The following is a 4,985-nucleotide window of genomic DNA, read 5'->3' on the forward strand; positions in this document are numbered from 1 at the left end:
CGTTGAACTCTCCGCGCCGAAGAGGTTTTCCGGTCTGAAATCCGAAGGCGGCGGCAATGATGGCTTTCGAGTCATATTTCTTTTCATCGTCAAGAACAAAATACAATTTAGAACGACCAAAGTTATATTTCTTTAAAAAGTTATCTCGTCCGAGCTCATCGAACTCTCGCAGGGCTTTGCGTACAGCCTGTGGGTCATTGAGTGGTCCGTACATTCGCGCTTGGCCTTATGTATTGAGCTTTCTGCGAATGATCGCCATCGAGGAGAACGTGGTCAGGTTCTCTCACAAGCGTTGTTCGGAAAAGTGGTTTATCTGGCTAGTAGCCTCGTTACTGGCTATCTTGCGCGATTAGAAGAATGATGATGGTCGTGTCGCGTGGTTCCGCTCGACGGCGGATCGAGCAACGGCCCAATTCACTTCTTCGCCCTGATTTCGTCAACTATGACGCCGGCCAGAGCGCCTCCTGCACCAAAAACTACAAAGAGAGGGACGCCAATTGCGCCCCCCAGTGCGGCTATTCCCGCGCCCTGTCCCGATAGGGTAAGTGCCGTCACAGCGGCCCCTAGAGCCATTCGTGCCGGAAGGCTTCGCTCTTCCCAGCCGAGACGCTTCATCTCTTTCCAGATCACGTGAAGGATTGGCGCCAATAGTTTCCTGTCAGTCGACGACAGAATTGCTGCTTTTGCCTTTCCGTAGGCTGGGAGATCACTGGACCTAATTTCCAGCATTGTTTTCGCCCACGTTTCAATCGCACCGATGTCTTCAGGTCTAGTCGCTGCGACGATTGCCCTTCCGATTTCTTTTTCACGATCCAACTGCTGGCTCATGATCCGCCACCTATACCTCTCACGGCATCCTCAAGTCACAAGTAGATTCAGGCACCGGCTTCAGCGGAGCCACATCCCTGTTTAGGGCGAGCGTTCGGATTTTGTCGTTTTGCCGCGAGTCGCGCTGTTGACCGGCACCTGGTCGCTAACCCCCCAAGGCTTCCCATCCGCATCGAGATACAACTTCTGCATCTCCTGCAAATTAAACGGCCGCGACCCAATCCGCCCAAACACCGCAATCTGATTCCCGCTCTCATCCACCCCACGGTCTCGCTCAAGCCCGCGCGACAGTGAAAGGGCAGGCTTAGCCGTCTCGCGCCACGCAATCAACTGCGGCTTCGGATCTGGGCTGAAGCCATAGAACTTCGGCTGCGATTCCGGGCTGGTCAGCTGGATGACCTTAAGGCCGTTCTTGCCGTCGGCGACGTAGGCGAACAGCGACGCATTGGTCGTACCGACAATCACGTCGTTGGCGTCGTTGAGCTTCCCGCCGGCATTGAACATCTCGTACAGCGTGGGCTGTTCGGGCTTGGTGATGTCGACGATGGCCAGGCCTTCGGCGCCGTTGGCGATATAGGCGTAGGTGCGGGCCAGGTGCAGCTTGCGCGCGTCGCCCAGGCGCAGGAACGCGCCTTGCACTTCGCGCGCATCGCTTGGCTTGGTTATGTCGATCACGTGCAGGCCGTCGGCGGCGGTGACGAAGGCGTAGCGGAACTGGACTTGCACGGCGCGGGCGTTGGCCATCGGCACGGTGGTGATGTGGCGCGGCTTCAGCGGGTCGTTCATGTCGAGCACGACGACGCCGGCGTCGGCGGTGACGTAGAAGGTGGTGCCGGCGATGGCGAGGTGCTTGGCGCCCTTGAGGATGCCGCCGTCGTTCCAGGTCGCGGCGCGGGTCAGGTAGTTGTTGCGGAATTCGCCGTCGGCCAGGGTGTCGATGTCGGTGACGATGAGGCCTTCTTCGCTATCGGTGATGAACGCGTAGCGGTAGATGGCGTGCATCGGCTGTTCTTCGTTCGCGGCGATCTCGCGGGCTTTTTCGTTGCGCGCGAAGGACACGGGTTGCGTGGTCGCGAGCATCACGCAGGTCGCGTTCTTGCTGCCGATGTGGGTGTCCTGGCCCGCGGCGGAGGAGGGCGAGGTGATGATGCGCTGCGAGAAGCCCTTGTTCGCGATGCTGGCGACGTCGTAGACGCGCATGCCTTTCTTGCCTTCGGCGACGTAGAGGTATTCGCCGCGCAGTTGCAGACAGCTCGCGGTGCCGGCGTTGTGGCCGTAGGCTTCTTCGAGGCGCTGGCCGGCTTTCTGGTGGTTGGCGAACCAGTCGGGGTAGGCGTAGCGCTGCAGGTAGCTGCCGATCACGGCTTGCGGTTCGTCCCACTCGGTGACGCGGATCGCGCCGATCTCGCCATCGCCGCCGACCCAGGCGTTGAAGCCGACGAAGTCGACGAAGCGGGTGCCGAGCAATAGCGTCTGCGCGAGGATGGCGTTGTTGTCGTTGTCTTTCGACAGGTGGCAGTCGGTGCAGGTCTTGGTTTCGGTCTTGCGCTCGGTATGCGGGTAGTGCGGCGCGAAGGCCTGCGACGAGTAGCCGGCCGAGGACACGGGCGGCTGCTGGATGTAGATGCGTTCGCGGTTGATGTTGGTCGAGGACAGGATCAGCGCGGAGGACGAGCGCACTGGCGCCACCTTGTAGTCCTTGATGCCGCCGTGCACGCCGAGGAAGAACATGTCGTCGCGCGCGACCTGCGGGTTGTACGTGGCGAAGTTGCGTGTGAAGCCGCTTTCGTACTTGTGCTTCTCGGTCTGCGCGTTGGCCTGGATGGGCAGGTGGCAGCCGCCGCAGCTCGTGGTCCACGAGGTGTGGCAGGTGTAGCAGAGCATCTTGTCTTCGCCGTGGGCGCGCTGGTCGAGCGGCACGTCGGCGCCGAATTCCAGCGTGGCGGTGTTGCGCGACATGGTGTGCGCGCGCGTGGCCTTCTCGTTGTAGTTCGGCGACAGCGGGTTGGCCACGTCCTTGCCCAGGCTCATGGTCCATTCCAGGCCCGGCGTGACGGCGGAGCGCTGGATCAGCACGTCGCCGTTCCACTCGAAGCGCTTCTTGCCGTCCGGGTTGCGGATCAGCAGCAGGTCACGGCCGTTCTTGGGCGCGGCGGGGCCGGAGGTCTTGAGGGTGGGCAGGCGGTCGGCGGTGCCGTGGCAGTCCTGGCACTGGATTTCGACGGCGCCAGCGACTTCGGCCTTCAGATAGCCGTTGCCGTGGTTGTCCTGGCCGAAGTGGCAGTCGACGCATTGCATGCCGACGTCGACGTGGATCGACGACATGTGGACGGCTTTCTTCCACTTGTTCGGGTCGGTGTCGTCGATCTTCTGCTGCTTGTCGTCGAGCAGGTTGCCCTTGCGGTCGCGCGCGAAGATGCCGCGGAAGTTCCAGCCGTGGCCGTGGTAGTCGGCAAACTGGGTGTCCTTGAGCTGCGGGTTGAGCAGGGAGACGTCTTTCAGGAAATCCACATCGCGCCATTTGCCGCGGATGGCCGCTTCTTCCGGGTTGCGGTCCAGCGTCTTGAAAATTTCCTTGTCGTCCGGGTAGTGCTGCTTCTCGGGCCACATGAAGGGCGCGTCGGACTCGTAGTCCCACATGGTGTAGCCGAGCATGGAGTTGATGAACATGTTCGGCTGATGCATGTGGCAGATCATGCATTGGCTGGTCGGGATCTGGCGCGTGAACTCGTGCTTGATCGGGTGGCCGGATTCGCCCTTGGGAATGGTGGGATCGACCTGCGCGCTCATGCCCATGTTGCCGTACTTGGCATGGATGGCGGAGTGGCGCGGATCGCGATCGTTGGCGTAGACGACGTGGCAGGCCGAACAGCCCGAGGAGCGGAAATCGCCGGGGTTGTCGTTGGTGCCCAGGAACCAGGTGAACGGGTCGTTCAAGCGGGTCTTGTGGATGTTGAGCACCGGAATCGCGACGCGGCTGCCGGTGCCGGGGCCGCGGTTGGATTGCTTGAGGTCCGGGCGGCCGGGTTCTTCCAGGCGCTGGATCTGCCCGGTTTCGCTGGGCACGCCGATTTCGGGGAACAGGTTGGAGATGTTGCGGCCACCGCGCTCGAACACGCGGAACACATCGGCCGGCGGCACGGTTTCCCACGCGGGCATGGGGCTGATCTTCGGCAGGATGCCGGCGGCGTCCATGGCGGCGTCGTTGGGGATGCCGTTGTCGACGGACGAGGGCTTGCCGTCGCGCGTATAGGCTTCGCCGAGGATGGAATGCTTGAACGGCAGGATGCCGTTGTTGTACGCGGCGGCGCCCCAGAACATGGCGGCGTTGGCCATGAGGCTTTTCTCGGCCTGCTGGATCAGCGGCAGATGGCAGGCGCCGCAGGACTCGCGCGCGATGCGCAGGTCGCCGGGGTTGATGAAGCGCGCGAACTCGGGGGATTCCTCGATGAGGTGCGTATAGCTGCGCGGCGGGTTGGCACTGTTGGGCCAGCGTTCCGGGTATTGCGGCAGCACGTGCGCCTTGTCCATCGCGGCGATGTAGCCGGCGCTGTAGTTGCGCGGCGCGCCACCGGCGCCGGCATCGGAGTAGGGGATGTCGGCGTGTTTGTCGGGATTCTTGCCGGTGGCCGGTCGATCGGTCGCGGCGATCGGGTTGCTGCCGAAGACGGTGGCGTCGCCGCCGTGGCAGTCGGTGCAGCCGAGCACGACGGCTTCGCTGGCGTGCATGGTCTTGCGGTCGGATGCGGTGTGGCAGGAGACGCAGCCAGCGGATTTGGCGTCGGCCTGGGGCCAGGTCTGGAACGCGGGGGCGTCGGGGGCGGTGACGTAGGTGCGTTCGACTTTTTTGGCTTTGCTGGAGGCGAAGAGGGGGGCTGTGGTTAGCGCGAGGACGACGACCGCGAGCGTTGCCAGGGCGGCGATCAGGCGGGGGGTGCGTGTGCCGCGAAAACCGGGCGCCGCGCTGCGCTGATGTTTCTCCCCCTCACCCAACCCTCTCCCCCAAGCGAGCTTGGGGGAGAGGGCTTCGGCTATCTCTCCGCCGACCGCGTCGGGCAGGCAGGGTTTGCGTGTGTCGCGAAAATCTGGCGCTGCGTGTGGGTGATGTTTCTCCCCCTCACCCAACCCTCTCCCCCAAGCGAGCTTGGGGGAGAGGG

General features: G+C 62.9%; 3 protein-coding genes. All 3 read right to left on the reverse strand.

The genetic code is table 11. The features are described 5' to 3' along the window. Positions 1-214 (reverse strand): hypothetical protein (locus tag RUU78_RS02225; protein ID WP_313913232.1); only part of this gene is annotated, 214 nt, incomplete at its 3' end. Positions 215-414: 200 nt separating this feature from the next. Continuing rightward, a complete protein-coding gene (locus RUU78_RS02230; RefSeq protein ID WP_313913233.1) occupies positions 415-828 on the reverse strand; it encodes a hypothetical protein in 414 nt (137 codons plus the stop codon). An 81-nt stretch (positions 829-909) separates the two neighbouring features. Next, the gene (locus RUU78_RS02235; protein WP_313913235.1) at positions 910-4,557 is read right to left on the reverse strand and encodes a hypothetical protein; all 3,648 of its coding nucleotides are present in this window, start codon (positions 4,555-4,557) and stop codon (positions 910-912) included. Positions 4,558-4,985: the final 428 nt, after the last annotated feature.

It is taken from the genome of Tahibacter sp. (genome assembly GCF_032229445.1).
In the GTDB taxonomy this organism is placed as follows: Bacteria; Pseudomonadota; Gammaproteobacteria; order Xanthomonadales; family Rhodanobacteraceae; genus Tahibacter.

Coding starts and splice junctions, on each gene's coding strand:
- RUU78_RS02230 (WP_313913233.1), bottom strand. CDS start 828: ATGAGCCAGCAGTTGGATCGTGAAAAAGAAATCGGAAGGGCAATCGTC.
- RUU78_RS02235 (WP_313913235.1), bottom strand. CDS start 4,557: ATGCACGCCAGCGAAGCCGTCGTGCTCGGCTGCACCGACTGCCACGGC.